Below are 26,604 nucleotides of genomic sequence, written 5' to 3' on the forward strand. Positions count from 1 at the left end.
TTTTTCCGGGCGCCCGAAAGGCCGGCGCCCCTCCCTGCCTCAATCCATCACTCGGACGTCGTGGAGTCGCGCAGCACGATCTCGCGCCAGTTGCTGTCGTAGGTGCTGACGAACATGTTGCGGAAGGACACCGAGCCCTGCGCCGGCAGGTTGAAGGTCTTCGATGCCGTGCCCGTGGCCGACGGCGCGACGTCGGCAAGGTCTTGCGCCCCGGCGGAGGGGCCCGCGATCAGGTTCAGGAAGAACTGCGCGGCGAAGGCCGGGTTCAGGCCGGTGGCGCTGACGGCGAAGTCGCTGCCGCCCAGGTAGGACGACAGGGCCGGCGTTGTCGAGAAGGCCGGGTAGCTCACGGCGGCGGTTTCGGCCAGCGTCAGCGGACGGCCGTGGAAGCGGTGCTTGTAGATGATGTCGAAGCCGTTGAACTTGGCCACTGTCGTGCCGTCGCTCTCGTAGGCGGTAAAGGTGTACTCGGGCGTGGCGGGAAGTGCCGCGATCGCGCTGTCGCTCAGGCCGGCGTTCGGCAGGCCGCTGCAGTTCGACGTCAGGTAGTAGTAGTTGAAGCTCGAGCCGCCGTCGATGGCCCACGCGCCGCCGCCGGAAGGACGCAGGTGGCGCAGGCCGCCGGCGGGCAGGCCCGGGCCGGTGACGACCACCGAGGCGACGGTGCTGCTGTTGCTGGTGTTCGTGTCCTGGATCTCGAACTGCAGCGAGCTGCTCACGCACCCTGTCGCCTTCTCCTTGGTGGCATGCATGTGCGGGTTGATGTCCAGCACGCGCCCGTCGCCGCGCAGGCGCCATGCGCCGTCCGTGCCCTTGACGACCTGCATGCCCTGGTTGTTGCTGAAGGCGACGCCGTTCTTGTCCTTGTGCGTGAACTCGACGAAGGCGCGCGGGCTCGTGTTGTTCGCGTCGATGGTGTAGTTGATGCGCTGGATCACCACGTCCGTGAAGCTGGCGCCGATGAGGTTGATGTCGGTGGCCGTCTCGTTCGCGAACTGCGAGGCGTTCAGGTCGGAGGCCCTGAAGCCGTAGGTGCCGGTGACGGGGTTGCTGCCGTCGGTCATCAGAGGCAGCAGCGCGGACGGCGCGGGCAGCCCGGTGGCGAACTTGCCCACGAAGTCCGAGAACACCTTGCGGATCGCCACGACGTCGTCGGCCGCGGTGTCCATGCCGGAGCCGCTCATCGGCGTGGCGGCTGGCTCGGCCGCCGCCTTCACCGCCAGGTCGTCGGCGATCTGCTGCTGGGTGACGATGTTGGTGATGGTCGCCACGTTGGTGGCCGGGTCCACGCTCACGCGCAGCACGTCGAGCGCCTTGTCGAGCGCGCTCGAAAGCGGCGTGAAGGCCGTGCGCAGCAGGTCGATGCTGGCGTCCACGCCCATCGCCTGCAGCACCGGCAGCAGCTTGGCCTTGAGCGCGTCCGACTCGGCCTTGAGCTCGTCGGCCGAGAGCGAAGCGAACTCACCGCCGTCGAAGTACTGCGAGGCCAGCCGGCCGGCGATGTTGGCCACCACCAGGTCGGTCAGCGGCGTGATGTTGATGTTGCCGTTGACGTCGGCCGCGGTGGCGGCCGAGTGGATCACCGTGCGCTCGCCGGCCACCGTGCCTTCGGCCCGCAAGACGAAGGGCGCGGTCATGCCGCTCACGTCGACGGTGTACTTGCCGTCGACCAGCGGCACGGTCTTGCTCGCGCCCTTGGCATCCTTGACGGTGACGGTACCCACCAGCGGCAAACCGGAGGCCGCCGTGCCCGAAAACGTAACCGGCGCCGAGCTTGCCGGCGGGTCGCTGGCCGGCGGGTTGCTGCTACCGCCTCCGCTCACTGCAGTCGGAAAACCGGCGAAGCCGCCGCCTCCGCCTCCCCCGCCGCCACCACAGGCACCGAGCGAGATCAGCAGCGCCACTGCGCATGCGCAGCGCGTCGTCTTGAAGAAGGACCGGCCGGAGGCCGCGGGGGTCGCGATGTCAGTTTTCATGGATGGTCTTGTCAGGTGAAGGAGCAAACAAAAGAATCAACTCGTAACACGAGCGGTGCGATTCTTCTGGAGGCCCCTCCTGTCGACCATCCTCTGTTTTGAGGATGCGGGCAGCCCTCGCCTAAAGCAGGCTCTCGGGTACCAGCGGCGCCAGCAGTTCCAGCTTCCAGCGCGACCAGAAGTCCGTTTCGGGCTCCTGGTGGAGGATGGTGTCGGCCGCGTCGCCCGAGGCCGGGCTCACCCACTCGATGGCCCCCTTCGGCCCCAGCTGCAGCTGGTAGGCGCCGTCCAGCCGTATGAAGCCGATCAGGCTGGTGAGCTGCTGGGCGATCTGGGGGCTGAAGATGAAGATGCCGACCTCGGTGTTGTGCAGCATCGAGCGCGGATCGAAGTTCATCGAGCCGATGAAGACGATCTTGCGGTCGATCACCGCCGACTTGCCGTGCAGCCGGCCGCTGGCCGAGCCGTACATGCCGAAGCGTTTCGTCTGCTCCACCCGCTTGGGGCTCAGCTCGTACAGCTCCACGCCCAGGCGCAGCATCTGGGCGCGGTAGCGCCGGTAGCCGATGTGCACCAGCGACTCGTCGGTGGCCGCCAGCGAGTTGGTGACGATGGTGTAGCCCACGCCGTTGCCGCGCACGATGCGGATCGTCTCCATGCCGCCGCGCCCCGGGATCAGGTAGGGCGTGGTCTGCATGATCTCGTTCTCGGCGCCGCGCAGGTAGCGCTGCACGTTGTAGAGCACGCTGTCCTTCGACTCGTCGGCGGGCAGGCCGCGCGCCTCGTCGGTAGGCCCGAGCGCCTTGGCGGGCGGATCTGCGTACGCCTCGGCGCGCGCCCAGACCAGCTTGAGCTCGCCGGCGTCCAGGTCCTTGGCCAGCGGGTTGTTGCCCAGCAGGTCGGTGGAGCCCGGCTCCTCGGGGTGCAGCTCTTCGGGGCCCGTGGTGAGGCGGTCGAAGCGCTCGCGCAGCTGCTGCGGCGTCTGGCCGTCGGGCGGCACCAACGACTCGATGGGGTAGACGTACGGGCTGTTCCAGTACATGTCGAACAGCGAAGAAAGCCTGGGCACCACCTCGCCGGCCACCAGCGTGTCGATGTCGATGAAGTTCGAGCCCCCGTCGCGCAGGAAGTACTCGTTGGCCATGTTGCGCCCGCCCATCACGCCGATGGTGTTGTCCACCACGTAGAGCTTGTTGTGCATGCGGCGGTGCACGCGGTCGAAGTCCAGGATCGACCAGGCCCAGCGCGTGCCGAAGCGCTCGCGCCCGGCGGGAAAGGGGTTGAAGAAGCGCACCTCCACGTTCGGATGCGAGGCGAAGCTGGCAAAGAGCGGGTCGGCGCCCGCCGTGTAGAGGTCGTCCACCAGCAGCCGCACGCGCACGCCCCGGTCGGCCGCGTCGCGCAGGGCGCGCAGCAGGTAGCGGCCGGTCTCGTCGTTCTGCACGAGGTAGTACTGCACGTCGATGGAGCGCTGTGCGCGGCGCGCGAGCTCGATGCGCGCATGCAGCGAGAACTGCGGCATCGGCAGCAGGCGGAATCCGCTGAGCGGCTCGCCGGGCGGCGCCGAGGCCTTCACGAGGCGGCCGAGCCTGGTGTCGGCGCCATCGGAGATGGCCGTCGAGGGCTTGCGCTGCACCTCCGACGGCAGGCCGGCGCAGCCCGCCATGAACAGCGCCGCGATGCCGAGCAGCAGGCAGGCCAGCCATCGGACATGCGGTCTGTCGGCTGTCCGGCGGCGGAAATTCGGCATGGATGGCGGCGCTTGGTTTGGAGTCGGGGGCCGGGCGAGGCCCGGAAAAGGCTCGCGGTTTCTACCACGAGCCCGGCGCATGTGCTGCGCCGCCGCACGAGATTCAAGCCCCCTTCAGGAGCGGCGCGACGGCACCCATTGCCTGACGAAGTGATCGGCCCGCAGCGTGGCCCTCTCGACCGCTGCGTCCCAGGACAGCTGCTGGGTGATGACGAGCGCACAGCGCGGAATGCCGCTGAAGCTCAGTTCGGCGATGCCGGCGTAGGTGCCGCTGGGCGTACGCATGAGCTCGATCCAGCCCGTCCAGCCTTCTGGAACGCTGAGAGCGAGTCGAGCACCGTCCATGATGGATTCACCGTCACCCATTGAATGCGTATTTTTTGGAATTTAATCCCTAAGAACTACTCTTGGCCAGAGGGGTGACGAGGGTAAGGTCTGGGAAGCCGGAGGGCATCACGCGAACATGGGAGGCGCCGGCCCACCCGCCCACCTGCCACACGACGCAGCCCGCGAGGCGGCTTTGGCTTTTGGGCAAGATCGGGGCGCATGAACAGGATGACGACGAACTCCAGGAATACGGGCAGCCGCGGCCGGCCCGCGGCGGCAGCCACCCTTGCCTTGTTCGACGACCCGCCCCGGCCGGCGCGCGAGGCGCTGGGCACCGGCGCCTTCGTGCTGCCCGGCTTCGCCCTGCCCTTCGTCGACGAACTGCTGCCCGCGATTCGTGCGGTGGAGTCGGAGGCGCCCTTCCGCCATCTCGTCACGCCCGGGGGCTTCACCATGTCGGTGGCTCTGACCAACTGCGGCGCACTGGGCTGGACCAGCGACCGGCGCGGCTACCGCTACAGCGCGACCGATCCCGACAGCGGCAAGCCCTGGCCCGCCATGCCCGAGCCCCTCGCCCGGCTGGCGCGCGAGGCTGCATCGGCGGCCGGCTTCGAGGGCTTCGCGCCCGACGCCTGCCTGGTCAACCGCTACGCGCCCGGCGCGCGCCTGTCGCTGCACCAGGACAAGGACGAGCGCGACTACGGCGCGCCCATCGTCTCGGTGTCGCTGGGCATGCCGGCCGTGTTCCTCTTCGGCGGCCATGCGCGCGGCGACAAGGCGGCGCGCATACCGCTCGCGCACGGCGACGTGGTGGTCTGGGGCGGCGAGGACCGGCTGCGCTACCACGGCGTGCTGCCGCTGAAGGACGAACCGCATCCGCTGCTGGGCGCCATCCGCATCAACCTCACCTTCCGCAAGGCGGGCTGACGCGCATGCAGCAGGCAACCGCAGAAACCAGAAAGACAAGGCAGACCAGCCCCGCCGGCGCGATGCGCGAGCTGTACGCCGCGCTGTGGCATTTCGCGGCCGGCGCGCGGGCGCAGCTGCTGGCGGCCACCGCGCTGCTCGCCGCCTCGCAGCTCATTCGCCTCACGCTCCCCTACCTCGCGGGCCAGGCCATCAACGCCCTGCAGCGCGGCGAGCTGGGCACCGCCGGGCGCTGGATCGCGGCGCTGGCCGGCGTCGCCCTGGGCGCGTGGGGGCTGCACGGACCGGGCCGCATCCTGGAGCGCAACGTGGGCGTGAAGGTGCGCGAGACGCTGGCCGACCAGCTCTATGCGCGCATCGCCGCCGCGCCGCTGGCCTGGCACGACGGGCACCACTCCGGCGAGCTGCAGCACCGCGTGCACCAGGCCAGCCGGGCGCTGTCGGACTTCGCGCAGAACCAGTTCATCTGGCTCACCAACGCCGTCAACTTCGTCGGGCCGCTGGTGGCGCTGGCGCTGCTGTCGCGCACCAGCGGCATGACGGCGCTCGCGGGCTATGTGCTGATCGGCCTGGTCATCGTGCGCATCGACCGCGCGCTGATGAAGCTGGCGCGCGCCGAGAACGACGCCGACCGGCGCTACGTGGCCGCGCTGCTCGACTTCCTGGGCAACGCCTCGACCGTGATCGGCCTGCGCCTGCAGGGCGCCTCACGGCTGCTGCTGCGCCGGCGCATGGCCGCCATTTCGCTGCCGCTGAAGCGCACCGTGGTGCTGAACGAGGGCAAGTGGTTCGCGGTCGACCTGATGGGACTGCTGCTGACCTGGGGGCTGGTGGTGGTCTACGTGTGGCAGTCGCGCACGCCCGGGCAGGCCGTGATGCTGGGCGCGGTTTTCATGATCTACCAGTACGCGCAGCAGGCGGCCGGCGTCGTCACCTCGGTCGCGGCCAACTTCAGTTTTTTCGCGCGCATGCACACCGACTACGGCAGCGCCGAGCCGATCTGGCAGGCGCCTTCGAGCAAGGAGGCGCTCGGCACATCGCCCGATCAGCTGCCCGCCTCGGAGCGGATCGAGTCCGATGCGCCATGGCGGCAGCTGGAAATACAGGCGCTGCAATGGCGCTATGCGCCGCGCAACGCTCCGGCGGAAGCCGAAGCCACCGGCCCGGCACGCAGCGGCCTGCACGACGTGGCGCTCACGCTGCGCCGGGGCGAGCGCATCGCCCTCGTCGGTCCGAGCGGCGGCGGCAAGAGCACGCTGCTTCGCGTGCTGGCCGGGCTCTATCCGCCGGGCAGCGGCACGCTGCTGCTCGACGGCCAGCCCGCCGACTGGGTGCGGCTGCGCCACTTCGCCACGCTGATCCCGCAGGAAACCGAGCTCTTCGAGGCCAGCGTGCGCGAGAACCTCGCCTTCGGCCAGCCCCGCGACGACGCGTTGCTCGAAGCCGCCCTGCGCGTCAGCACCTTCGACGAAGTGCTGAAGGCCACCCACGGCGACCTGAACACGGCCGTGTCGGAGCGGGGCTTCAATCTCTCGGGCGGCCAGCGCCAGCGGCTGTGCCTCGCGCGCGGCGTGCTCGCGGCGCAGGGCAGCTCGCTGCTCCTGCTCGACGAGCCGACCAGCGCGCTCGACGCGAGCACCGAAGCCCGCGTGCTCGGGCGCATCGCCGATGCGTTTCCCGACGCCTGCGTGATCGCCTCGGTCCACCGGCTGAGCCTGCTCGACCGCTTCGACACGGTGGTGCTGATGGAGGCCGGCCATGTGCTCGACCACGGGCCATGCAAGGAGGTGCTGGCGCGGCAGCCGCTGCTGCAGCGGATGACGGCCGGCGGCGTCCCCGAGCAAGGGCGACACTGAGAATTCGCCCGCCCCGCCTGCCTTCCAACGTCGCTCCGGGCCTACAGACAAGACGACCGCGCAGGGCCATGGTGAAGCCATGACAAACCCGATCGAACTCATCATCGAAGAGCCGCTGCCGGGCGCATTTGTGTGGCAGCTGCTCGAAACCGACGACCAGGGCACGCATCCGCGCGTGCTGCGCAAGGCCTTCGACGCGGCGGAGAGCTACGAGCTGGCGCTCTCGGCCGGTCAGCGAGCCCTGCAAAGCGAGATACGGCACCGCGCGCCATCCCCATCCGCGAGCGCGTCGTAGAACACCGCGCGCGTTGCGCGCAAACCTCCACCGGAGCTTTTCGCTCCGTGGAGACGCCTGCCGTTGCAGGGTCAGGCGCGAAGCCCGAAGTCTTCGATGGTGAGCGTGATGGCTCGGCCCGCCGCGCCGCGGTAGCGCGCGACGGCCGCGGGTTCTATCGCGTCGAAGTGGTCACGGCACACATCGAGCAGTCGATCGCCGATCTCGTGCACGCCGAATTCGTCATGCAGGGTTTCCTCGGAAATCTGCGCCAGCACGCGGGGGCCGGCGGGGCCTTCGGGGTAGAAGGCGAAACGCACGCTCGCGGTATCGAAACAGTAGATGCCTTCGAAGTTCATCTCTTGTCTCCTTGGGTCTCCTTCCTGGGAGTCGGCGGGGATTGGGCTCGCACCGGGCGGCGCCGGGGAGCAGAAATCCGCTCGTGCGCGTGCAGGAGAGTTCCTACACGCCGCCAGGGGGCCCGCTTGCATCCTGAAACGGCCCCGGCCCCATTCCGGGAACGCCGGTGCGGCGAAGATCGGGGCTTCGGACCTCCTCTTTTTCCCCTCCTTCTCCTCCTTTCTCCCTGACCATCCGACGCACCCGATGACCGCAACAATCCTGCGCCCACCCCGGCTTCAGCCTTGCCTGCGGGTCGCCGCCACATCTTCAGGACTGGCGGCCGCGCTGCTGCTCAGCGCATGCGGCGGCCCCAGCGAGGCCCAGCGCCAGGCCGCTGTGACCACGGCGCCGCCCACCGACTGCACCGCCTGGGTCGGCACCGACCGCAACGCGATGATGGGCGGCTACCTGCTGCCGCAGAACCCGAAGGACAGCAGGGGCCCCAAGGTCTGCGTGCCGGTACTGATGACGGCCAACCACCCGCCCACCGGCTATGCGGGCGGCAACTACTACATCAGCGAATTCACCGACGACAAGCTCAAGGCCCGCTGGCGCGCCTGCAAGGAAGACCCGGCCTGCTTCAAGCGCATCGACGCGCAGATGCAGCGCTGGCTGCCGCCCAACAAGGAGCGCGCCACGCGCTCGACCGGCGTGGTCGACCCGTCCGGGCGCATCGACCCGGACGGCATCGTCGACCTGAAACAGATCCGCCGGCCCGCCTTCTTCGCCAAGGCGCCGTACCGCGAAGGCATCGCCGAGGCCGACGCGCGCACCTACGTGGTGGAGTTCACCGCGCCGCGCGACACCTTCGAGCGCCTCGACCTGAAGATGACCGGCGACATCAAGCTGCGCGGCTGGTACATCGAGGGCGCGGGCGTGGCCGACGCCAAGGGCAGGAAGACGCGCGCGCTGGTCGTCATGGCGCCGGGCGGCGGCGGGCAGCTCACGGCCATCCAGCATCCCGACGAGGTTTCGTACCGCATCGACCCGAAGACCGGCAAGACCGTGCCGGTGAGCTTTCCCAACGCGACCACCGAGACCATGGGCCAGCGCTGGTGGCGCGAGAACCTGTACGCGCTCAACCAGGCCGGCTTCGACGTGCTGGCCTACGACCGGCGCGGCGAGGGGCTGTCGGGCGGCTTCAGCGACACCAACACGCTGGAGCAAGGCGAGGACGTGTTCCGCGCGCTCACGGCGCTGGAGACCGGACGCGGCCTGCGCATCCTCACACCGAAGGGCGAGCTGCTGGAAGGCGAAGCCACGCGGGGCCGGCTGCTGGCGGGCATGCCGGCCAGCGAGATCCCGCTGGTGCTCGGCGGCTATTCGCGCGGCTCGATGTCCACCGCCTGGGCCATGACGAAGAACTACGTCGCGCAGTGCAGCTTCGACATGCCCCAGCCCAATTGCACGCCGCCCAAGGGGCTGCGCAACATACGCGGGGCGATATTGCTGTCGTCGTTCGCCAGCGGCGCGGGCTACGTGGGCGATTCGCCCGACCTGGCCGACCGCAATCTGTTCCTGGGCGGCATGGCGGCCGAGCACCACATCGTGTTCTATCCCAACTCGTCCACGCTCGCGGGCATGGACCGCTGGCCCGCCGCCTTCTTCGGCAAGGGCCTGTGGGACCGCGCCGAGACGCTGGAAGGCACGGTGGCGGCCTACAACCGCATCCGCGGCCTGAAGGAGATCGTGCTCGCGCGCGGGCCGCATTCCATCGAGACCTGGCCCGAGTCGGACCGCGCCTACCTGCGCGAGCGCATGGTGGTGTTCGCCAAGGGGCTGATCGTCGGCGGGCGCACCATTGCGGGCGCGCGGTCGTGGAAGGACTTCAAGTCGCTGGTGGCGACCACGCCGGACTCGTGGGAGCCATCGTCGCGGCCGAAGGCGCCCTGAGCCTCCGTCGGCGGATCAGTACTTGCGCGGGTTGTCCGGCCGGCGGTCGTAGCGGTCGGGAACGCCGTCGCCATCGCTGTCGCGGTTGCGCTCGTAGCGATCGGGAATGCCGTTGTGGTCGCGGTCCCTGTTGCGATGGCGGTCGTGGCCGCAGCCTGCCGCGAGGGTGGCGACGGCGAGCAGAAGAATGAAGTGCTTCATCAAGCTGGTTTGCCCGTGGGTATGGCTTGTTGTTCCGGGAAGCCCAGTGTCCGGTTGGCGGCTGAAGAATCGCTTAGCCGCTGCTGAAGGCTTCATGAACCGGCGCCCGCCCCTGCGACCTGTTCGCCCGGGTTGAAAAGCCCCGTCGCGCCGCCAACTTCAGCGGGTTCCGCCGACTGAAAGAAGAGGTACTCCATGGGCGCGCGCGACGAATTCATTCTTGACTCCTATTCGGCCACCGTCACGCAGGTGGCCCACACCGCCAGCGCGGCGGTCGCCCACATCAAGGTCCGAAAGCCGGCCCAGCGCGGCAATGCCGCCGCCCACGGCAGCGGCTCGGGCTTTCTCTTCACGCCAGACGGCTTCACGATCACCAACGCCCACGTGGTCGAGGGCGCGAACGAGCTGCGCGCCGCCTTCGCCGACGGCACCGAGAGCGTGGCGCGGCTGGTCGGGATCGACGCCTCCACCGACATCGCCGTGCTGCGCATCGAGTCGCACCCCAGCGCCTTCCTGCCGCTGGGCAGCTCGGCCGCGCTGCAGCCTGGCCAGCTGGCGGTGGCGGTCGGCAACCCGCTGGGCTTCGACTTCACCGTGACCGCCGGCATCGTGAGCGCGCTGGGCCGCAGCCTGCCCTCGCGCGGCGGCCGGATGATCGAGGACGTGATCCAGACCGACGTGGCGCTCAACCCCGGCAATTCGGGCGGCCCGCTGCTGGACAGCGCGGCGCGGGTCATCGGCGTGAACACGGCCGTGATCCCCTCGGCGCAGGGCCTGAGCTTCGCGGTGGCCATCGACACCGCCCGCTGGGTGGCCGGCGAGCTGATGCGCCACGGCGCCGTGCGGCGCGGCAAGCTGGGCGTGCAGTGCGCGGCTGTCGCGCTGCCCCGGCGCTGGGTGCGCGAGAACGAATGGCCGGTAGCCACCGGCGTGCGGGTGGTCGAGGTGGTGACCGGCTCGGCCGCCGCGCGCGACGGGCTGCGCAGCGGCGACATCCTCATCGGCTGCGACGGCGTGCCGCTGGCCCAGCTGTCCGACCTGCTCAAGCGGCTGGCGGGCGAAGGCTACGGAAAGCCGCTGCTGCTCAAGCTGCTTCGGCCGGTGGCCGGCACGCTGACACCCTTCTACCTGACGGTGACGCCGGGGGGCTGAACACCGGCCCGGCCGGCGCAACGACAATAGGCCCCTGCATCGAACGAAGCACCGTCAGGAGAAAACCTTGTCCACCGTCACCATCACCCCCAAAGTCGCCACCAGCAACGAGGCGCCCTTCGTCCTCTTCGGCGGCGTCAACGTCCTCGAGTCGAAGGACCTCGCCATGCGCAGCGCCGAGGAATACGTGCGCGTCACGCAGAAGCTGGGCATTCCCTATGTGTTCAAGGGCAGCTTCGACAAGGCCAACCGTTCCTCCATCCACTCCTACCGCGGCCCCGGCCTCGACGAGGGCCTGAAGATCCTGCAGGCCGTGAAGGACGGCTTCGGCGTTCCGGTGCTCACCGACGTGCATGAGATCGCCCAGGCCGCCCCTGTGGCCGAAGTGGTCGACGTGCTGCAGCTGCCGGCCTTCCTGGCGCGCCAGACCGACCTGGTGGTGGCGCTGGCCAGGACGGGCCGGGTCATCAACATCAAGAAGCCCCAGTTCCTGAGCCCCTCGCAGATGCTCAACATCGTCGAGAAGTTCAAGGAGGCCGGCAACGACAAGCTGATCCTCTGCGACCGCGGCACCTGCTTCGGCTACGACAACCTGGTGGTCGACATGCTGGGCTTCGGCGTGATGAAGAAGGTGTCGCAGAACCTGCCTATCATCTTCGACGTGACCCACGCGCTGCAGCAGCGCGAGGCCGGCGCCGCCGCATCGGGCGGCCGCCGCGAGCAGGTGGCCGACCTGGCGCGCGCCGGCATGGCGGTCGGTCTGGCGGGCCTGTTCCTCGAAGCCCACCCCGACCCGGCCCAGGCCAAGTGCGACGGCCCGAGCGCCCTGCCGCTGGACAAGCTGGAGCCCTTCCTCACGCAGATCAAGGCGCTGGATGACCTGGTGAAGTCGTTCCCGCCGCTGAACATCTGAGCCGCAGGGGCCGGCTCCCTTGAAAACTCCGCACGGAGTTTTCTAAAGTTTTCATTTGATCGACCGATAACCAACGGTGGAAGGTGGCCCGAAGGCCGCCCTCCTTCCCCTCATTTGTGGTTTCCGGAGTTCGATCATGTTCCTGAGCAACGTCTCAATCGGCAAGCGCCTGGCCATCGTGCTGGGCATCATCCTGGCGCTCTTCGTCGCCACCAGCGCCGCTGCGGTGTGGAAGCTGCAGCAGCTCAGCCGCGAGATCGACGCCATGATCGAGGACAACCTGAAGATCGAGCGCGCCGGCTCCGACTGGCTGCGCTACACCACCGCCGGCGTGCAGCGCGCCGCGGCCATCGCCAAGAGCAACGACACCAGCCTGGTGGACTATTTCGCCCCGGCCTCGGCGGCGTCGATCAAGAACACCAATGAACTGCAGAAGTTCGTCGAGGAGAAGCTGACCAAGCCCGACGAGCGCGCCCTGCTCGAGAAGATCGCCGGCCTGCGCAAGGCCTACCTGGCCGCGCGCGAGGAAGTGAGCAAGCTCAAGCTCGCCGGCGACCTCCAGGGCGCCACCCGCGTGTTCGACGCGCAGTTCCACCCCACCTCCGTCAGCTACATCGCCGGCGTGCAGCAGGTGGTGGACATGCAGCGCGAGCAGCTCGACGCCGCCGCCGTGCGCGCCAACGACCTGCGCGCGCAGACCGGCACCCTGCTGATCGTGTGCTCCGCCGTGAGCCTGGTGCTGGGCGCCCTGCTGGCCTGGATGCTGGCGCGCAGCATCACCCGGCCGCTGCGCAGCGCCGAGTCCATCGCGCAGGCGATCGCCGAGATGGACCTGACCGGCAAGCCCCAGGCCAGCTACGCCGGCGACGAGACCGGCCACCTGCTGCACGCCCTCGACCAGATGCGCACCGCCCTGCAGGGCTCGCTGGCGCAGGTGCACGGCGTGGTGGCGAACGTGTCGACCGCCAGCACGCAGATCGCCGTGGGCAACCAGGACCTGTCCTCGCGCACCGAGGAGCAGGCGAGCTCGCTGGAGCAGACTGCCGCCTCGCTGGAGGAGCTGACCTCCACCGTGAAGCAGAACGCCGACAACGCGCGCCAGGCCAACCAGCTGGCCACCTCCGCCTCGGAAGTGGCCGCGCGCGGCGGCAGCGCGGTGTTCCAGGTGGTGGAGACGATGGGCTCGATCAATGCTTCTTCACGCAAGGTGGTGGACATCATCAGCGTGATCGACGGCATCGCCTTCCAGACCAACATCCTCGCGCTGAACGCGGCCGTCGAGGCCGCCCGCGCGGGCGACCAGGGGCGCGGCTTCGCGGTGGTGGCTTCGGAGGTACGCAGCCTCGCGCAGCGCTCGGCCGCGGCGGCCAAGGAAATCAAGTCGCTGATCGGCGACTCGGTCGAGAAGGTCGAGGAAGGCAGCCGCCAGGTGGCCGACGCGGGCCGCACCATGGAAGAGATCGTCGGCAGCGTGAAGCGGGTGACGGACATCATGGGCGAAATCAGCGCCGCGAGCCAGGAGCAGACCTCGGGCATCGAGCAGATCAACCAGGCCGTCACGCAGATGGACCAGACGACGCAGCAGAACGCGGCGCTGGTCGAGCAGGCCTCGGCGGCGGCTCAGTCGCTGCAGGAGCAGGCGGGCAGCCTGTCGCGCATCGTCGGCAAGTTCAGGCTGGAGCATCGGCATCATGCAGACGCGCCCGCGGCCATAGGCCTCGATTCCTTGCAACTGATTGCATCCCGCTAGGGGAAAGAGACCGGCAAGGGCTTCCTGCCGGAGAAAGAGGCGAAACTAGGCGCCGACCTTTCTCCCCGGAGCCCAATTTGTCATCCAAAGCCGCCCGCATCGCCCTTTCCGCCTCGGCCGCCGCCATCGGCGGCATCGCCGCGTACTGGACGCTGCTCGCCATGCGCCAGGGACACATCCTCTTCAACGCCCGCAAGCTGCCGGTCGTTCCGCTGTCCGACGATTTCTCGACCTACTCCCACACCGTGCCGGGCGGCATGGTGCGCGGCTACGTCTACCACCCGCAGGGCGAAGAGGCGCTGCAGGATCTCTTCATCTACTTCGCCGGCCGGGGCGAGGACGTGCGCGCCACCGCGCAGACGCTGCACTGGCTGCCCGAGGGCTTCGGCTTCGCGGCCGTCAACTATCGCGGCGTGGCCGATTCGCAGGGCCACCCTTCCGAGATCGCGTCCGTCCAGGACGCCTGCCAGTTCGCCAGGCATCTGCGCAAGGCCTTTCCCCATGCGCGGCTGCATGTGGTGGGCCGCAGCCTCGGCACGGGCGTGGCGATCCAGCTCGTGGCACGGCAGGACTTCGCGAGCCTGCAGCTGGTGACGCCCTACGACTCGATGCTGGAAGTGGCGAAAAGACGCTTTCCGCTGGTACCGCTGTCGCTGCTGCTGCGCCACCAGTTCAACTCGCTGGAGCACTGCAAGGAAGTCGCGGCCAAGACGCAGGTGCTGCTGGCCGAGACCGACGACGTGGTGCTGCCCGAGCGATCGCAGAAGCTCATCGCGGCATGGCCCACGCCCGTGAGCGTGACGACCGTTCCGGCCTCGGACCATCACAACATCATGGGCCTGGAAGCGACCTGGCTGCACCTCGTCGACTTCGCGCTGACCTCGGTGCTGCCCGAGCTGAAGGAAGCGTAGCCAGCCGCGCGGCCGCTACCGGTAGTGGCCCGCCATGAAGTCGATGAAGGCCCGCACCGCCGGCTGAACATGCCGCGTGCGTGGATAGAGCGCCGCGTAGGTGCGCTGCCCCAGGGTGACTTCCGGCAGCACGCGGGCCAGGGCGCCCGACTGCAGATCGGCGCGCACCGTGTGCCACGTCAGCGCGGCAACGCCGAGCCCGCATTTCGCGGCCGAATACAGCGCCGTGATCGTGTCGCAGGCGAAGCGCCCTTCCGGCTTGAATGACTGCTGCCGGCCATCGGGCATGTGCAGCGTCCAGTGCGCGGGGCTTTCCGGCCCGTTGTGAAGCAGGCACTGGTGCTTCGACAGTTCATCCGCCGTTGCAGGAACGCCGTGTTCCACCAGGTAGCGCGGCGCCGCGACCAGCACCATGTCGGAGACCGCCAGCGTCCTCGCCATCATCGAAGCGTCCTCCAGACCGTCGCTGATGCGCAGCGCGACGTCGATGCCTTCGGCGACCAGCTTCGTGAAGCGGTCGGTGCAGACCACTTCCAGCCGGATGCCCGGATGGCGCGCCTGAAACGCCGGCAGCCACTCGGGCAGGTCGAGCGTCGCGATCGCCAGCGGCATGCTCACCTTCAGCGTGCCCGAGGGCGCCTTGCCATCGGCCGCGACGTCCGCCTGCGCTGCGTCGAGCCGCGAAAGGATGTCGTTGCAGGCGGCGTAGTAACGGCTGCCCGCCTCCGTCAGCGTGATGCCGCGCGTGTCGCGCCGCACCAGCTGAGCGCCCAGCGATTTCTCCAGCGCCTGCAGCTGGCGCGAGAGGCTGGAGTGCGTCGTGTCCAGCGACTGCGCGGCTGCCGAGAGGCTCTTCGCCTGCGCGATGCGCTGAAAGGCACGCATCGCCTTGACCTGATCCATGCGCCGCCCTCCCGCGGGTACTTCAGAAGCCGCGCATTTTCCGTCAGGCAACCGGCAGGGCCAGGATCTGCGAGGTGGTCAGCACGTCGCCGAAGGTGTCCTCGATTTCGGCCAGCGCCGCGCGGTGCAGGTTGTCGTGCGACACGGTGTCGCCGTTCGCGCGACGGATCGAGCGGGTGGCGGTGGCGTCGGACGCCACCACCACGTCGAAGCCCCGCGGACCAGCATCGCGTGCCGCACCGGCCACGCACGCGTGCGTCATGAGCCCGGCGATCACCAGTGTCTGCACGCCGGCCGAGCGAAGCTGCTGCGCGATGTCGGTGCTCGCGAAGACGCTCACGGTGGTCTTCTGCACGACCGTGTCGCGCTGGCGGGGCTGCATCTCGGGATGGAACGCGACCGTCTTGCCGTCCTTGGCGAAGGCGGCCGCGCCTTCGGGTGCGATGTGCTGGATCTGGAAGACCGGCATCGCATGCTGGTCGGCCCAAGCCAGCAGGCGCTTCGTCTGGGCCGCCGCGCGCAAGCCGTCGGCAATCGGCATGCGGCCGGTGAAGTACTCGTTCTGGAAGTCGATCACCAGCAGGGCCGTCGCGTTGCGGCGCAGTTGCTGCACCGGCTTCGCGCCCGACATGGCGCGGATGGTGGGCGTGGGTGCGTCCGCTGCTGTTGCCGCTGCCGCCGCGGAAGTGCCGACGATGCCGGCCGCGTACGGCGCGGCGAGTACGCCCATGAGTCCGCGGCGGGAGAGTCCTGATGAGAAAGACATGCTTGCTGTTCCTGTAGGTCCATCGAAAGTGATGGAGCAAAGTCTAGGAACGGCCCCTGTCTGCGCCTAGGTTGGCGCGGCGACAAGTGTTGTGCGGGATGCGCACGACAAACATGGGCCTTCATGGCATCCATCCACATAATCCGCCTCCATGGACTCCCTCATCGCCGCCTCCGCCCGCGCCCTTGCCGCAGGCGATGCGCTCGGCGCGCTCAAGCGGGTCGCCCTGCGCGACGACCCGCCGGCGCTGGCGCTGCGCGGCATCGCGATGGCGCAGCTCGGCGAGCACCCGCGTGCGCGCGAGTTGCTGCGGCGTGCCGCGCGCGGCTTCGGCGCGCATGAGGAGCTTTCGCGCGCCCGCTGCATCGTCGCCGAGGCCGAGGTGGCGCTGGCCATGCGCGACCTCGGCGGATCGACGCGCTCGCTGACACATGCCGCCGCCGCGCTGGAGTCGCACGAGGATCACGCCAACGCGGTGCAGGCCCGGCTGATCGCGGCGCGCCGCCTTCTGCTGCTCGGCCGGCTCGAAGAGGCCGGGGCCGTGCTCGCGCACCTCGACACGCGCGGCCTGCCGCCTTCGCTGACGGCGGTGGTCGAGCTTGCAGCGGCAGAACTGTCGCTCCGCTCCCTGCGCATCGCACCGGCACAGGCCGCGCTTGCCCGTGCGCACGAGGCAGCGGTTCGCGCACGCGTGCCCGCCCTGCTCGCCGAAGTGGCCGAGGCGCAGGCCGCATTCGAGCGCCCGGCCGCACGGCGGATCGACGCGGCCGGCGAGCAGCCCTTGCGCCTCGACGAAGTCGCCGCCCTCCTCGCCTCGGACACGCTGGTGATCGATGCCTGCCGACGCGGCCTTGGCGCCGGCGATGCGTGGCGGCCGCTGGCCCGGCGGCCGGTGCTGTTCTCGCTCGCACGCTCGCTGGCCGAGGCGTGGCCGGGCGACGTCGATCGCGAAGCGCTGATCGAGAGCGCATTCCGCACCCGTCACCCCGACGAGACACATCGCGCCCGCCTGCGCGTGGAGATCGGCCGCCTGCGCGCACTGGTCGCCGCAATGGCGGGCATCGAGGCCACGCCGCGCGGTTTCGTGCTCAGGCCGCATGGCGAGTGCGGCGTCGCGGTGCTGGCGCCGCCCATCGACGGCGAACAGGCCTCGCTGGTGGCGCTGCTTTCCGATGGCGCCGCATGGTCGACCTCGGCCCTCGCTCTGGCGCTGGGGGCCAGCCAGCGCACGGTGCAGCGCGCACTGGTCGAGCTGGAGGCGCAGGGCCGGGTGCGTTCCATCGGCAAGGCGCGGTCGCAGAAGTGGCTGTCTCCGCCGCTGGCCGGATTCACGACGATCTTGTTACTCCCCGCTGCGCTGCCTATTGAATAGAGTTGTCTCCAGGCGCCGACCCCGGGGCGCTTCACACAAGGAGCCAACGATGAGCAGCAAGACAGGCAAGAGCAAACCCACGGTACGCGCCGCCGAGATCGTGCGCGAATACGGCCCGTTCGGCGGCGCCGGCCAGGTCCACGGCGTGACCCACGACGGCAGCCGCGTCTGGGCCGCCACCGGCGCGAAGCTGGTGGCCTTCGACCCCGCCAGCGGGGAAACCAGCCAGACGCTGGACGTCCCCTGCGACGCCGGCACCGCCTTCGACGGCAAGTACCTCTACCAGATCGCCGAGTCGCGCATCGACAAGATCGACCCCGCCACCGGCAAGGTGCTGGCGTCGATCCCCTCGCCCGGCAACGGCTACGACTCGGGCCTGACCTGGGCCGAAGGCAGCCTGTGGGTGGGCCAGTACCGCGACCGCAAGATCCATCAGGTCAACCCCGAGACCGGTGCCGTGGTGCGCACCATCGAGTCGAACCGCTTCGTCACCGGCGTGACCTGGGTCGACGGCGAGCTCTGGCACGGCACCTGGGAGGCGGAGGAAAGCGACATCCGCCGCATCGACCCGCAGACCGGCGCCGTGCTGGAGCGGCTCGAAATGCCGCGCGGCGCGGGCGTGAGCGGGCTCGAATCCGACGGCGCCGGTCTCTTCTATGCCGGCGGCGGCGCGAGCGGCAAGGTCCGCGCGGTGCGCCGTCCCCAGTCCAGCCATTGACTCAGGAGCCATCATGAACACCACGACCATCGAAGCACCCGAAGTGACGAACCATCGCGTCGTCTCCAGCGAGCAATGGCTCGACGAACGCAAGGCATTCCTGGCGCGTGAAAAGGAGCTGACGCACCTGCGCGACCAGATCGCCCGCGAGCGCCGCGCGCTGCCATGGGAGCGCGTGCAGAAGAACTACGTCTTCGACACGCCCGAGGGCAAGCGCACGCTGGCCGATCTCTTCAAGGGCCGCAGCCAGCTGCTGGTGCAGCACTTCATGCTCGGGCCGGACTGGGAGCAAGGCTGCCAGAGCTGCTCCTTCATGGCCGACCACACCGACGGCATGAACGTGCACCTCGCGCACCGCGACATCACGCTGGTGGCCATCTCGCGCGCGCCGCTCGCGAAGATCATGCAGTTTCGCGAACGCATGGGCTGGCGCTTCGACTGGGTGTCGTCGCACGGCAGCGACTTCAACCTGGACTTCCACGTCAGCTTCACGCCCGAGGAACTGGCCACGGGCGAGGTCTACTACAACTACGGCAAGCTGCCCTTCCCGCACGACGAAGCGCCCGGCATCAGCGCGTTCTACAGGAACGAAGCCGGCGAGGTGTTCCACACCTACTCGACCTTCGGCCGGGGCGTGGAAGTGATGATGGGCGCCTACAACATGATGGATCTCATGCCCAAGGGCCGCGACGAGCGCGAGGTGCCCTACAAGATGGATTGGGTGCGCCACCACGACCGATACGAGCAACAGGCCGAAACGCCCGCCATCGGCGCGTGCTGCTGCGACAAGCAGGCCTGAGCAAGCGCCGGCAGCTTCGAGGCATGAAGGCGTTCGCATCATGGCAAGCCTCTGCCCATGGCTCGCGGTCGCGGGAGTCGGCGCGCTTCACGGGCTGAATCCCGCCACCGGCTGGGCCTTCGCGGCCGCCTGCGGCCTCCGGTCGGGAGACCGGTCGCGGGTGCTGCTGGCGCTGGTGCCGATCGCCCTCGGACACGCCGCGTCCGTCGCGCTGGTCGCTGCCGCAGTCCTTTTCGCGCCCTCGATGGATCGCATCGCCCTGCAGTGGGCGGCGGGCGCGCTGCTCGTCGCCGTGGCCGTGCATCACCTGTGGCGCGGCAGGAAGGCCGGCCACGCCGGGCTCGCACTCTGGTCCTTCATGATGTCCACCGCCCACGGCGCCGGACTGATGCTGGTGCCGGCGCTGCTACCGCTGTGCATGGGCGAAGCGCCGGCGGCCCGGGAGATCACGGCGTCAGGCTCGCTTGCGCTGGCTTTCGCGGCTGTCGGGGTGCACATGGCGGCGATGCTGGCGGTCACGGGTGCGGTCGCGATCGGGGCGAGCCGCGGCTTCGACATCGCGCTCGCGCTTTTTCAGCGGCGGCCGTTCGGGATGCCACGGCCTCGACGCTAGCGCTTGCGGGAACCGCCGCCCTCGCCCTTTGCCGCCGTGACCAGCCCCGCGCTCTCGACGAAACCATGGATTAGCCTAAGCCGCGGCGATGACCGCATCCACAGAATGCCGAAGCGCCGCGTTTCCGAGGGCAGCGGCAGCGGGATCTTCACGATGCGCTGCCCGTCGAGCAGCGGAGAAGCGATGTCGGGCACGACCGACACCCCAAGGCCCCGGTCGACCATCATCGCGATGGCCAGCAGCGAGCTGAGCTCGAAGCGCTCCTGGGGCACGATGCCGGCGGCGCGCAGGTAGCGGTCGGCCTGCTTGCCGCCGCCGAGGTTGCGGTCGTAGCGGATCAGCGGCGAGGTGCGCAGCAGCTCATGGGGATCGCGCCGCGCGAGGCGGCTGGGCGCGAGCAGCACCAGCGGCTCCTCGCGCAGCAGCGCCCAGTCGAAGGTCTTGGCGAGCGCGAACTGCGGGTACAGGCACACGGCCGCGTCGAGCTCGCCCTGTTGCATGGCCTTGTAAAGCGTGGCGGTGGTGCCCGACTGCAGGAACACCTTGACGCCCGGGTGCGTCTTCACGAAGCGCGCGAGGATGTCGGGCAGCAGGCTGTGGATGGCCGTGTTGATGGTGCCGATGACCAGCTCGCCGCCCGCCGCCTCGCTGCCCACCAGCGCCTTGATGTCGCTCACCTCCCGCAGCAGCGTGCGCGCCCGCTGCACCAGCCGGTGGCCGGCCTCGGTGGGCTGCACGGTGCGGCCGGCGCGCGCGAGCAGCGGCGCGTTGAGCTCGCGCTCCAGCGCGCGGATCTGCTGCGCCACCGCGCCAGGCGTGAGGTCGAGCCGGCGCGCGGCCTCGGACATCGAGCCCGACTCCACCACCAGAAGAAAGCTTTGCAGGTAGGCCGTTTCCATGAAGATAGATTTTCTGCGATGTGATCGCAGTGAACAGCTGTTTTTCTCTTCTCATGAACTGCCGACACTGCCCTCATGAGAAGCAAACTCTTCGTTCCCGGCACCCGCCCCGAACTGTTCGCCAAGGCGCTCGCCGGCGCGGCGGACGCCATCAGCCTCGACCTGGAAGACGCGGTGTCCGAGCCGCGCAAGGACGAGGCGCGCGAGACGGTGCGCCAGTTCCTCGAAGGCGGCGACGCGGCTTCGTCGCGCAAGACGCTGATCGTTCGCGTCAACGCCATGGACACGCCGCACTTCGAACGCGACGTTGCGGCGGTGGCGCGCACCGGCGTGCAGCTCATCAACCTGCCCAAGCCGCAGAGCCCCGCGCATGTGCGTGCAGCCGCCGAAGCCATCGAGCGCGCGGAGCGGGCCAACGGCGTGCAGGCGCCCATCGGCCTGCTGCTGAACATCGAGACGCCCGCCGCCCTGCGCATGGCCGCCGAGCTCGCGCTGGCGCATCCGCGCGTGGCGGGTCTGCAGCTCGGGCTGGGCGACTTGTTCGAGCCGCTGGGCATCGCCCGGCGGGAGCCTTCCGCGATCCGCCAGGCGATGTTCGCGGTGCGCCTCGCCGCCGGCGAGGCGGGCCTGTACGCCTACGACAGCGCCTTCGCCGACATCCGCGACGCCGAGGGCTTCCGCGCCGAGGCGATGCTGGCGCGCGACCTGGGCTTTCTGGGCAAGACCTGCATCCACCCGAGCCAGATCGCCATCGCCAACGAGGTGTTCCGCCCGACCGACGAGGAGATCGCGCATGCCCGCAAGGTGGTCGAGGCGGCGCGCGAAGCCGACGCCAAGGGCGTCGGAGCCTACGTCGTGGACGGAAAGATGATCGACATCCCCTTCGTGATCCGCGCGCGCGCCATCGTCGAGAGCGCGCGCAGCCTCGGCTTGATACCAGGCTGACCCTGCTTCTCATCCATAAGAAAACCGGAGACAAGACAAATGCGCATTCCCTCGTTCCTTCGCCCGCGCGCGCTCGCCGCGGCCTCGGCCATCGCGCTTGCTGCGCTGGGCGGCACCGCGCTCGCGCAGGCCGCTTACCCTTCCAGGCCCATCACCATCGTCGTGCCCTACCCGGCCGGCGGCTCGAACGACACCTTCGCGCGGCAGGTGGCCAAAGAGCTGGGCGACCAGCTCAAGCAGCCGGTCATCATCGACAACCGCCCGGGTGCCAGCGGCAACACCGGCACGGGCCAGGTGGCCAAGGCGGCGCCCGACGGCTACACGCTGGTGGCGGTGTCGTCGAGCATGACGACCAACGCGGCGGTGCAGTCGAAGCTGCCCTTCGACCCGGTCAAGGGCCTCGCGCCGGTGGCGATGTTCGCCAAGGGGCCGTTCATCGTCGCCGTCAACAACGAGTTCCCGGCAAAGACGCCAGCCGAGCTGATCGCCGCCATCAAGGCGAAGCCCGGCCAGTACAACTACGCGTCGTCAGGCTCGGGCAGCGTCAACCAGTTCGGCACCGAGCTGCTCAAGGCCAAGGTGGGCGACCTGCAGATCGCGCACATTCCGTACAAGGGCATGGGCCCGGCCGTGACCGACCTGATCGGCAACCAGACGCAGCTGCTGATTTCCAGCGGCCCTTCGCTGCTGCCGATGGTGCGTGCCGGCAAGCTGCGCGCGGTCGGCATCACCAGCCTGAAGACCAGCCCTGTGGCGCCGGACCTCACGCCGATGTCCACGGCCGTGCCCGGCTACGAGTTCGAGCTCTGGTGGGGCCTGCTGGCCCCGGCCGGCACGCCGGGCGACGTGGTCTCGAAGCTGAACGCGGCCGTCAACCAGATCCTGGGCCGGCCCGAGATCACGGCCAACTTCCTGCGCGAAGGCGCCATCGCCACGCCACTCACGCCGGCGCAGTTCGGCAGCGTCATCGCAGAGGACGTGGAGCGCTGGAAGAAGCTGGCAAAGCAACAGAACATCACCGCAGACTGAGCAAGGAAAGAGAAAGCCCATGAGCCATACCGCCCCCGAGGACACGCGCCTGCCCGAGCGCCAGGGCCCCGCCGGGCCGCTGAGCGGCCTGCGCGTGCTCGACCTGAGCGCCTACATCGCGGGCCCGTACGGCTGCTCGCTGCTGGCCGACCAGGGCGCGGAAGTCATCAAGATCGAGCCGCCCGCCGGCGACAACCTGCGCAAGTACCCTTCGACGCTGGAGGCCGAGAGCCGAGCCTTCATCGGCGTCAACCGCAGCAAGCTGGGCGCGGTGCTCGACCTGAAGAAGCCCGAAGACCTGGCATCGCTGATGGAACTGGTGCGCGGCGCCGACGTGCTGGTGCACAACTTCAGGCCCAGCGTGCCGCCGCGGCTGGGCATCGCCTACGAGCAGCTGAAGGCAGTGAATCCGCGGCTCATCTACTGCGCCGTCACCGGCTACGGCGAGACCGGCCCGCTGCGCGAGAAGGCCGGCTACGACCAGGTGCTGCAGACCATGACCGGCATGTGCGCGCTGCAGGGCAAGCGCGGCGAACCGCCCGAAATCATCTACGGCTCGGTTGTCGACTACTACGCGGCCGCGCTGGTGGCCGCGGGCGTCGCCTCGGCGCTGTACGAGCGCGAGAAGAGCGGCGAAGGCCAGTTCGTGGGCGTCTCGCTGCTGCGCTCGGCGCTCACGATGCAGTCCGCGCGCATGGTGTGGGCCGAGGGCGAGCCGAAGGACGTGGGGCGCGACATGCGCTCCGGCGGCATCACCGGCATCCATCCGACGCGCGAGGGGCACATCTACATCTCTGCCAACACGCCGCACTTCTGGCAGGCGCTGTGCGCCAAGGCCGGCCTGCCTGAACTCGCGGCCGACGAGCGCTACGACTCGGTGCGCAAGCGCGCCCAGCACGCGGCCGAGATCGTGCCGAAGCTGCGCGCCGCGCTGGCCGCGCGAAGCGCGCTCGAATGGGAAGAGATCTTCGGCGAGGAAGTGCCCTGCTCCGCCGCACGCACCGTGGAAGACATGTTCGACAACGAGCAGGTGCTGGCCGAGGACATGGTCGCGAACTTCCCGCACCCCACGCTGGGCTCGTACCGGGGCTTCACCCGCCCGGTGCGCTTCGGGCGCACGCCCGGCCCCGAGCCCTTCGCCGCGCCGACGCTGGGGCAGCACACGGCCGCCGTCCTGGCCAGGCGACGCGCGGACGACTGAGCCATGCCCGACGAGATCGCCGTGCCCCACAGCGCCGGCACGCGCAAGCCGGCCATCGCGGCGCCCGAGGGCGCATGCGACGCGCACATCCACGTGTACGACCGGCGCTTTCCGATGCACGGCTCGCCCGATGCGATGCTCGACCACGCCACCGCCGGCGACTACCGCCTGCTGCAGCAGCGCACGGGCACGCAGCGCACGGTGATCGTGCAGCCGCGCGCCCACGGCACCGACAACAGCGTGACGCTCGCGGCCATCCAGGCGCTGGGCGCGCACCGCACGCGCGGCGTGGCGGTGGTGCGGCCCGAGGTGCGCGATGCCGAGCTGGAGCAGCTGCACGAGGGCGGCATCCGGGGCATCCGCTTCACGCTGTACACGTCGACGAACGCGGCGACGGACTTCTCCATGGTCGAGCCGCTCGCGCAGCGGGTGCACGCACTGGGCTGGCATGTGCAGCTGCACTGGAGCGCCGACCAGATCGCGGCGCACGGGGCACTGCTCGATCGCCTGCCCTGCACGATGGTCTTCGACCATCTCGCGCGGCTGCCGCAGCCGGGCGCGCTGGCGCATCCCGCATACGGCGTGGTGAGCCGGCTGCTCGACGAGGGCCGCACCTGGATCAAGCTGTCCGGCGCGTACCTCGATTCCAGGCTCGGCGCCGAAGGCGGCTATGCCGACACCGTCGACGTCGCCCGTACCTGGGCGAGGCAGGCACCCGAGCGCGTGGTGTGGGGCAGCGACTGGCCCCATCCGACCGAGCGCACGGCCAAGCCCGACGACGCGCAGCTCTTCGACCTGCTGGGCCAGTGGGTGCCCGGCGAGGCCGCGCGCCGCCGCGTGCTGGTCGACAACCCCGCGCGGCTCTACGACTTTTCCTGAACCAGAAGACTCCCGAGACATCGACATGCAAAAGCGTCTACTGAAATCCATCGCCGCGCTGGCCGCCTGCGCCGCTCCCCTGCTGGGCTGGGCCGCCTGGCCCGACAAGCCGATCCGCATGGTGGTGCCCTACGCGGCGGGCGGCGGCGCCGACAACACGGCACGCATCGTCGCCCAGCAGATGAGCGCCGCGCTGGGCCAGCAGATCGTGATCGACAACAAGCCGGGCGCGGGCGGCGTGATCGGCGCCGACAACGTGGCCAAGGCCGCGGCCGACGGCTACACCGTGCTGTACGACGCTTCGGCGTTCTCGGTGAACCCGTCGCTGCGCAAACTGCCCTTCGACGCGGCGAAGGACTTCATTCCCGTTTCGCTGGTGGCCACGGCGCCGCAGATCCTCGTCGTGCCTGCTACCGCGCCTTACAAGACAGTGCAGGAGTTCATCGACTACGCGCGCAAGAACCCGGGCAAGCTGAGCTTCGCCTCCGCCGGCGGCGGCACCGGCTCGCACCTGGCGGGCGAGGCGCTGAACGAGCAGGCCAGGATCAACCTGATGCACGTGCCCTACAAGGGCGGCGCGCCGGCGCTGACCGACGTGATGGGCGAGCAGGTGTCTGCCTACTTCGGCAACGTGGCCTCGACGCTGGGCTACGTGAAGAGCGGCAAGCTGCGCGCACTGGGCGTGAGCTCCGGCAAGCGCGTGCCGGGGCTGCCCGATGTGCCGACGCTGGCCGAGTCGGGCCTGCCGGGCTACAACGTGGTCGAGTGGAACGGCGTGTTCCTGCCCAAGGGCACGCCGGCCGAGATCGTGCAGAAGCTGGGCAAGGCGGTGCAGGCCGCCGTCGACGACCCGGCCGTTCGGCAGAAGCTGCTGCAGCTGGGCCTGGAGCCGGCCGGCACCACGCCGGAGGCCTTCGCGAAGTTCGTGAAGGATGAGACCGGCAGGGTGAGCGCGCTGGTTCGCGCACGCAACATCAGGGTCGATTGACCCTCGCGCCCGGCGGGGCGTGAAACGTAGTGTGGGGCCAGCGCCCCGCAGATACAGAGGAATACGCAATCCGCTGCGCGCGCAGGCGGCCCGGCGAAGAATCGGCTCCGTTCACAGACGAACGTCCGTCACTCTTCCGAAGGAACCGCCATGCGCTTTCGCTCTTCCGCCCTCTATTTCGCAGTCGCCATCGCCGCCTCGGCGGCCGCGCTCACGCTGACCTTTGCGGCACCCTCGCCCTTCGGCGGCGACATTCCCGCCAGCGAGGCGGGGGCAGCGCCCGAGTTCCAGAACATCGACAACTGGCTCAACTCGCAGCCGCTCAAGCTGAGCGAGCTGCGCGGCAAGGTGGTGCTGGTCGACTTCTGGACCTACACCTGCATCAACTGCCTGAACCACCTTCCCTACGTGAAGGACTGGAACCAGAAGTACAAGGACAAGGGCCTGGTGGTGGTCGGCGTGCACACGCCGGAGTTCGCGTTCGAGAAGTCGACGAAGAACGTGAAGGACGCCATCGAGCGCCTGCAGATCAAGCACGCGGTTGCGCAGGACAACGGCTACGGCACCTGGAAGGCCTTCAGGAACCAGTACTGGCCTGCCGTGTACCTGATCGACAAGCAGGGCAAGATCGTCTACTCGCACTTCGGCGAGGGCAGCTACGCGACTACCGAGAAGAAGATCCAGGCGCTGCTGGCCGAGCCTGCGCCCACCACTGCTCCTGCAGGAACCTGAAGCCGCACGGAGCAGCAAACATGAAGAAGCTCTGGCTCGCCCTGCTCTTCTTCGCGGGCGGCGTCGCATATGAAGTACGCAATCCGGTGAGTTGCCAGTGCATCTCGTCCAAGCGGGAAGACAGCTCGCGCAAGCCGTCGAAGTGAAGTTGCTGCAGCCCTACTTCGCCGGATGATCCCGGCGGTAGAGCTCCCACTCCTCGGTCTGCCCGCCATCCGGAAGCTCGCAGATGCCGTACTGGCCCTTGTCGTTCGACCTCATGAGCGTCTTGCCCCCGAGGCTCTTGCAATAGACGGAAGCCGGATTCGCCATGCCGACCGGCGACGGCAAGGGCCGCGGTGGCTCTGGCTGGGCGCATGCCGTGACCAGGAGAAGCGGAAGAAGCGCGCCCGCCGGGAGGAACAGTGGCTTGATCATTTCGCGAGTGT

General features: G+C 69.3%; 28 protein-coding genes. 19 read left to right on the forward strand and 9 right to left on the reverse strand.

Features of this window, described 5'->3' with window-relative positions:
- Positions 1 to 47: 47 nt before the first annotated feature.
- From AC1VNX_RS20835 to AC1VNX_RS20845, 3 genes are all read right to left on the reverse strand, one after another.
- Positions 48 to 1,976 (reverse strand): hypothetical protein, encoded by a 1,929-nt coding sequence (locus AC1VNX_RS20835; RefSeq protein ID WP_483158993.1) that lies wholly within the window; start codon positions 1,974 to 1,976, stop codon positions 48 to 50.
- A 121-nt stretch (positions 1,977 to 2,097) separates the two neighbouring features.
- Entirely contained in the window at positions 2,098 to 3,726 is a 1,629-nt protein-coding gene (locus AC1VNX_RS20840; protein WP_483158995.1) for a phospholipase D family protein, read from the reverse strand.
- Positions 3,727 to 3,840: 114 nt separating this feature from the next.
- Entirely contained in the window at positions 3,841 to 4,071 is a 231-nt protein-coding gene (locus AC1VNX_RS20845) for a hypothetical protein (RefSeq protein ID WP_483158997.1), read from the reverse strand.
- A gap of 210 nt (positions 4,072 to 4,281) precedes the next feature.
- Between AC1VNX_RS20845 and alkB the strand changes: the two genes are divergently transcribed.
- From alkB to AC1VNX_RS20860, 3 genes are all read left to right on the forward strand, one after another.
- Complete coding sequence (gene alkB, locus AC1VNX_RS20850; protein WP_483158998.1) at positions 4,282 to 4,980, forward strand: DNA oxidative demethylase AlkB; 699 nt, start codon at positions 4,282 to 4,284, stop codon at positions 4,978 to 4,980.
- Between the two features lie 5 nt (positions 4,981 to 4,985).
- Positions 4,986 to 6,836 (forward strand): ATP-binding cassette domain-containing protein, encoded by a 1,851-nt coding sequence (locus AC1VNX_RS20855; RefSeq protein ID WP_483159000.1) that lies wholly within the window; start codon positions 4,986 to 4,988, stop codon positions 6,834 to 6,836.
- Between the two features lie 79 nt (positions 6,837 to 6,915).
- Positions 6,916 to 7,131 (forward strand): hypothetical protein, encoded by a 216-nt coding sequence (locus AC1VNX_RS20860; protein ID WP_483159002.1) that lies wholly within the window; start codon positions 6,916 to 6,918, stop codon positions 7,129 to 7,131.
- Between the two features lie 71 nt (positions 7,132 to 7,202).
- Here AC1VNX_RS20860 and AC1VNX_RS20865 read toward each other — a convergent pair whose 3' ends face one another.
- Entirely contained in the window at positions 7,203 to 7,469 is a 267-nt protein-coding gene (locus AC1VNX_RS20865; protein ID WP_483159005.1) for a hypothetical protein, read from the reverse strand.
- 247 nt (positions 7,470 to 7,716) lie between these two features.
- Between AC1VNX_RS20865 and AC1VNX_RS20870 the strand changes: the two genes are divergently transcribed.
- Positions 7,717 to 9,405, forward strand: coding sequence for an alpha/beta hydrolase (locus AC1VNX_RS20870; protein ID WP_483159007.1), 1,689 nt, complete (start codon positions 7,717 to 7,719; stop codon positions 9,403 to 9,405).
- 15 nt (positions 9,406 to 9,420) lie between these two features.
- Here AC1VNX_RS20870 and AC1VNX_RS20875 read toward each other — a convergent pair whose 3' ends face one another.
- Positions 9,421 to 9,606, reverse strand: coding sequence for a hypothetical protein (locus tag AC1VNX_RS20875; RefSeq protein WP_483159009.1), 186 nt, complete (start codon positions 9,604 to 9,606; stop codon positions 9,421 to 9,423).
- Positions 9,607 to 9,801: 195 nt separating this feature from the next.
- Between AC1VNX_RS20875 and AC1VNX_RS20880 the strand changes: the two genes are divergently transcribed.
- The 4 genes from AC1VNX_RS20880 (at position 9,802) to AC1VNX_RS20895 (ending at position 14,332) form a co-directional block, all read left to right on the forward strand.
- Positions 9,802 to 10,758 (forward strand): S1C family serine protease, encoded by a 957-nt coding sequence (locus AC1VNX_RS20880; protein WP_483159011.1) that lies wholly within the window; start codon positions 9,802 to 9,804, stop codon positions 10,756 to 10,758.
- Positions 10,759 to 10,825: 67 nt separating this feature from the next.
- Positions 10,826 to 11,671: a 3-deoxy-8-phosphooctulonate synthase gene (gene kdsA / locus AC1VNX_RS20885; RefSeq protein ID WP_483159013.1), complete on the forward strand. Its 846-nt coding sequence runs from the start codon at positions 10,826 to 10,828 to the stop codon at positions 11,669 to 11,671.
- Between the two features lie 136 nt (positions 11,672 to 11,807).
- Complete coding sequence (locus AC1VNX_RS20890; RefSeq protein WP_483159015.1) at positions 11,808 to 13,421, forward strand: methyl-accepting chemotaxis protein; 1,614 nt, start codon at positions 11,808 to 11,810, stop codon at positions 13,419 to 13,421.
- A gap of 77 nt (positions 13,422 to 13,498) precedes the next feature.
- Positions 13,499 to 14,332, forward strand: coding sequence for an alpha/beta hydrolase (locus AC1VNX_RS20895; RefSeq protein ID WP_483159017.1), 834 nt, complete (start codon positions 13,499 to 13,501; stop codon positions 14,330 to 14,332).
- A 15-nt stretch (positions 14,333 to 14,347) separates the two neighbouring features.
- Here AC1VNX_RS20895 and AC1VNX_RS20900 read toward each other — a convergent pair whose 3' ends face one another.
- On the reverse strand, positions 14,348 to 15,235 hold the full coding sequence (locus AC1VNX_RS20900; protein WP_483159019.1) for a LysR family transcriptional regulator: 888 nt from the start codon (positions 15,233 to 15,235) through the stop codon (positions 14,348 to 14,350).
- A 43-nt stretch (positions 15,236 to 15,278) separates the two neighbouring features.
- Positions 15,279 to 15,965 carry an isochorismatase family protein gene (locus AC1VNX_RS20905; protein ID WP_483161996.1) on the reverse strand — a complete coding sequence of 229 codons (687 nt, stop codon included), beginning with the start codon at positions 15,963 to 15,965 and terminating at the stop codon, positions 15,279 to 15,281.
- Positions 15,966 to 16,152: 187 nt separating this feature from the next.
- Here AC1VNX_RS20905 and AC1VNX_RS20910 point away from each other — a divergent pair, with 187 nt between their 5' ends.
- Genes AC1VNX_RS20910 through AC1VNX_RS20925 form a run of 4 tightly spaced genes read left to right on the forward strand, consistent with a single transcriptional unit; the run spans position 16,153 to position 19,503 of the window.
- A complete protein-coding gene (locus tag AC1VNX_RS20910; RefSeq protein WP_483159021.1) occupies positions 16,153 to 17,373 on the forward strand; it encodes a helix-turn-helix domain-containing protein in 1,221 nt (406 codons plus the stop codon).
- A gap of 49 nt (positions 17,374 to 17,422) precedes the next feature.
- Positions 17,423 to 18,091 carry a Vgb family protein gene (locus AC1VNX_RS20915; RefSeq protein WP_483159023.1) on the forward strand — a complete coding sequence of 223 codons (669 nt, stop codon included), beginning with the start codon at positions 17,423 to 17,425 and terminating at the stop codon, positions 18,089 to 18,091.
- A 13-nt stretch (positions 18,092 to 18,104) separates the two neighbouring features.
- Positions 18,105 to 18,890 (forward strand): DUF899 domain-containing protein, encoded by a 786-nt coding sequence (locus AC1VNX_RS20920; RefSeq protein ID WP_483159025.1) that lies wholly within the window; start codon positions 18,105 to 18,107, stop codon positions 18,888 to 18,890.
- Positions 18,891 to 18,930: 40 nt separating this feature from the next.
- The gene (locus AC1VNX_RS20925) at positions 18,931 to 19,503 is read left to right on the forward strand and encodes a hypothetical protein (RefSeq protein ID WP_483159027.1); all 573 of its coding nucleotides are present in this window, start codon (positions 18,931 to 18,933) and stop codon (positions 19,501 to 19,503) included.
- Here AC1VNX_RS20925 and AC1VNX_RS20930 read toward each other — a convergent pair.
- Positions 19,500 to 20,402 carry a LysR family transcriptional regulator gene (locus tag AC1VNX_RS20930; RefSeq protein ID WP_483159029.1) on the reverse strand — a complete coding sequence of 301 codons (903 nt, stop codon included), beginning with the start codon at positions 20,400 to 20,402 and terminating at the stop codon, positions 19,500 to 19,502. The genes AC1VNX_RS20925 and AC1VNX_RS20930 overlap by 4 nt on opposite strands.
- Positions 20,403 to 20,477: 75 nt before the next feature.
- On the opposite strand from AC1VNX_RS20930, the gene AC1VNX_RS20935 reads away from it, so the two are divergent.
- The 7 genes from AC1VNX_RS20935 to AC1VNX_RS20965 all read left to right on the forward strand — a co-directional run bounded on the left by AC1VNX_RS20935 (position 20,478) and on the right by AC1VNX_RS20965 (position 26,322).
- A complete protein-coding gene (locus tag AC1VNX_RS20935) occupies positions 20,478 to 21,347 on the forward strand; it encodes an HpcH/HpaI aldolase/citrate lyase family protein (protein ID WP_483159031.1) in 870 nt (289 codons plus the stop codon).
- 39 nt (positions 21,348 to 21,386) lie between these two features.
- Positions 21,387 to 22,376, forward strand: coding sequence for a tripartite tricarboxylate transporter substrate binding protein (locus AC1VNX_RS20940; protein WP_483159033.1), 990 nt, complete (start codon positions 21,387 to 21,389; stop codon positions 22,374 to 22,376).
- A gap of 19 nt (positions 22,377 to 22,395) precedes the next feature.
- Positions 22,396 to 23,577, forward strand: a complete 1,182-nt coding sequence (locus AC1VNX_RS20945) for a CoA transferase (RefSeq protein WP_483159035.1) — start codon at positions 22,396 to 22,398, stop codon at positions 23,575 to 23,577.
- Positions 23,578 to 23,580: 3 nt separating this feature from the next.
- Positions 23,581 to 24,456 carry an amidohydrolase family protein gene (locus tag AC1VNX_RS20950; RefSeq protein WP_483159037.1) on the forward strand — a complete coding sequence of 292 codons (876 nt, stop codon included), beginning with the start codon at positions 23,581 to 23,583 and terminating at the stop codon, positions 24,454 to 24,456.
- A gap of 25 nt (positions 24,457 to 24,481) precedes the next feature.
- Positions 24,482 to 25,444: a tripartite tricarboxylate transporter substrate binding protein gene (locus AC1VNX_RS20955; RefSeq protein WP_483159039.1), complete on the forward strand. Its 963-nt coding sequence runs from the start codon at positions 24,482 to 24,484 to the stop codon at positions 25,442 to 25,444.
- A gap of 150 nt (positions 25,445 to 25,594) precedes the next feature.
- Complete coding sequence (locus AC1VNX_RS20960; protein ID WP_483159041.1) at positions 25,595 to 26,176, forward strand: thioredoxin family protein; 582 nt, start codon at positions 25,595 to 25,597, stop codon at positions 26,174 to 26,176.
- A 20-nt stretch (positions 26,177 to 26,196) separates the two neighbouring features.
- The gene (locus tag AC1VNX_RS20965; RefSeq protein WP_483159043.1) at positions 26,197 to 26,322 is read left to right on the forward strand and encodes a hypothetical protein; all 126 of its coding nucleotides are present in this window, start codon (positions 26,197 to 26,199) and stop codon (positions 26,320 to 26,322) included.
- Positions 26,323 to 26,335: 13 nt separating this feature from the next.
- Here the strand turns inward: AC1VNX_RS20965 and AC1VNX_RS20970 are convergent, their stop codons facing one another.
- Positions 26,336 to 26,593, reverse strand: coding sequence for a putative hemolysin (locus tag AC1VNX_RS20970; protein WP_483159045.1), 258 nt, complete (start codon positions 26,591 to 26,593; stop codon positions 26,336 to 26,338).
- Between the last annotated feature and the right edge of the window lie 11 nt (positions 26,594 to 26,604).

This window comes from Variovorax sp. TLI9-5A (genome assembly GCF_056867935.1).

What these genes read in the sequence shown, in the direction of transcription:
- AC1VNX_RS20835 (WP_483158993.1), bottom strand. Translation starts at nt 1,976, where the DNA reads ATGAAAACTGACATCGCGACCCCCGCGGCCTCCGGCCGGTCCTTCTTC.
- AC1VNX_RS20840 (WP_483158995.1), bottom strand. Translation starts at nt 3,726, where the DNA reads ATGCCGAATTTCCGCCGCCGGACAGCCGACAGACCGCATGTCCGATGG.
- AC1VNX_RS20845 (WP_483158997.1), bottom strand. Translation starts at nt 4,071, where the DNA reads ATGGACGGTGCTCGACTCGCTCTCAGCGTTCCAGAAGGCTGGACGGGC.
- alkB (WP_483158998.1), top strand. Translation starts at nt 4,282, where the DNA reads ATGACGACGAACTCCAGGAATACGGGCAGCCGCGGCCGGCCCGCGGCG.
- AC1VNX_RS20855 (WP_483159000.1), top strand. Translation starts at nt 4,986, where the DNA reads ATGCAGCAGGCAACCGCAGAAACCAGAAAGACAAGGCAGACCAGCCCC.
- AC1VNX_RS20860 (WP_483159002.1), top strand. Translation starts at nt 6,916, where the DNA reads ATGACAAACCCGATCGAACTCATCATCGAAGAGCCGCTGCCGGGCGCA.
- AC1VNX_RS20865 (WP_483159005.1), bottom strand. Translation starts at nt 7,469, where the DNA reads ATGAACTTCGAAGGCATCTACTGTTTCGATACCGCGAGCGTGCGTTTC.
- AC1VNX_RS20870 (WP_483159007.1), top strand. Translation starts at nt 7,717, where the DNA reads ATGACCGCAACAATCCTGCGCCCACCCCGGCTTCAGCCTTGCCTGCGG.
- AC1VNX_RS20875 (WP_483159009.1), bottom strand. Translation starts at nt 9,606, where the DNA reads ATGAAGCACTTCATTCTTCTGCTCGCCGTCGCCACCCTCGCGGCAGGC.
- AC1VNX_RS20880 (WP_483159011.1), top strand. Translation starts at nt 9,802, where the DNA reads ATGGGCGCGCGCGACGAATTCATTCTTGACTCCTATTCGGCCACCGTC.
- AC1VNX_RS20890 (WP_483159015.1), top strand. Translation starts at nt 11,808, where the DNA reads ATGTTCCTGAGCAACGTCTCAATCGGCAAGCGCCTGGCCATCGTGCTG.
- AC1VNX_RS20900 (WP_483159019.1), bottom strand. Translation starts at nt 15,235, where the DNA reads ATGGATCAGGTCAAGGCGATGCGTGCCTTTCAGCGCATCGCGCAGGCG.
- AC1VNX_RS20905 (WP_483161996.1), bottom strand. Translation starts at nt 15,965, where the DNA reads ATGGGCGTACTCGCCGCGCCGTACGCGGCCGGCATCGTCGGCACTTCC.
- AC1VNX_RS20910 (WP_483159021.1), top strand. Translation starts at nt 16,153, where the DNA reads ATGGACTCCCTCATCGCCGCCTCCGCCCGCGCCCTTGCCGCAGGCGAT.
- AC1VNX_RS20915 (WP_483159023.1), top strand. Translation starts at nt 17,423, where the DNA reads ATGAGCAGCAAGACAGGCAAGAGCAAACCCACGGTACGCGCCGCCGAG.
- AC1VNX_RS20920 (WP_483159025.1), top strand. Translation starts at nt 18,105, where the DNA reads ATGAACACCACGACCATCGAAGCACCCGAAGTGACGAACCATCGCGTC.
- AC1VNX_RS20925 (WP_483159027.1), top strand. Translation starts at nt 18,931, where the DNA reads ATGGCAAGCCTCTGCCCATGGCTCGCGGTCGCGGGAGTCGGCGCGCTT.
- AC1VNX_RS20930 (WP_483159029.1), bottom strand. Translation starts at nt 20,402, where the DNA reads ATGGAAACGGCCTACCTGCAAAGCTTTCTTCTGGTGGTGGAGTCGGGC.
- AC1VNX_RS20935 (WP_483159031.1), top strand. Translation starts at nt 20,478, where the DNA reads ATGAGAAGCAAACTCTTCGTTCCCGGCACCCGCCCCGAACTGTTCGCC.
- AC1VNX_RS20940 (WP_483159033.1), top strand. Translation starts at nt 21,387, where the DNA reads ATGCGCATTCCCTCGTTCCTTCGCCCGCGCGCGCTCGCCGCGGCCTCG.
- AC1VNX_RS20945 (WP_483159035.1), top strand. Translation starts at nt 22,396, where the DNA reads ATGAGCCATACCGCCCCCGAGGACACGCGCCTGCCCGAGCGCCAGGGC.
- AC1VNX_RS20950 (WP_483159037.1), top strand. Translation starts at nt 23,581, where the DNA reads ATGCCCGACGAGATCGCCGTGCCCCACAGCGCCGGCACGCGCAAGCCG.
- AC1VNX_RS20955 (WP_483159039.1), top strand. Translation starts at nt 24,482, where the DNA reads ATGCAAAAGCGTCTACTGAAATCCATCGCCGCGCTGGCCGCCTGCGCC.
- AC1VNX_RS20960 (WP_483159041.1), top strand. Translation starts at nt 25,595, where the DNA reads ATGCGCTTTCGCTCTTCCGCCCTCTATTTCGCAGTCGCCATCGCCGCC.
- AC1VNX_RS20965 (WP_483159043.1), top strand. Translation starts at nt 26,197, where the DNA reads ATGAAGAAGCTCTGGCTCGCCCTGCTCTTCTTCGCGGGCGGCGTCGCA.
- AC1VNX_RS20970 (WP_483159045.1), bottom strand. Translation starts at nt 26,593, where the DNA reads ATGATCAAGCCACTGTTCCTCCCGGCGGGCGCGCTTCTTCCGCTTCTC.